Source organism: Paraburkholderia sp. SIMBA_027 (assembly GCF_046535315.1).
Taxonomy (GTDB): domain Bacteria; phylum Pseudomonadota; class Gammaproteobacteria; order Burkholderiales; family Burkholderiaceae; genus Paraburkholderia; species Paraburkholderia tropica.
This window is the reverse complement of record NZ_JAWRWY010000844.1, coordinates 1-263: the sequence shown is the minus strand read 5'-3', so window position 1 is coordinate 263 and position 263 is coordinate 1. Positions and strand designations below refer to the sequence as shown.

General features: G+C 59.3%; 1 protein-coding gene. It reads left to right on the top strand.

What is annotated here, in order from left to right; all coding sequences use genetic code 11:
* The coding region (locus SB764_RS41455) for a hypothetical protein (protein WP_410866962.1) at nucleotides 1–205 on the top strand (205 nt) is incomplete at its 5' end.
* Nucleotides 206–263 lie beyond the last annotated feature (58 nt).

The following is a 263-nucleotide window of genomic DNA, read 5'->3' as shown; positions in this document are numbered from 1 at the left end:
CAAGCATTACCTTGCTGAGTCCACGCCACTTCTTGGCTCCTATCAAGCGTTCCTCAGGACAGGCGAAGGCCGTTGGCGGGTCGACTTGACGGCCGCGCGGTGGGCTCCAAGTGAAGCCGACTTCGACTACCTCGATGTGATCTCCGACCAGTTGCAGCGTCAGCTCCATAAATTGTCAGTGCCGGATGATGAAATGACTGTGTGACCGCGACTCCTGCCAAACCCCGCTCCGCATCGGCATCATTGCGTCTGCTTCCGCCGCG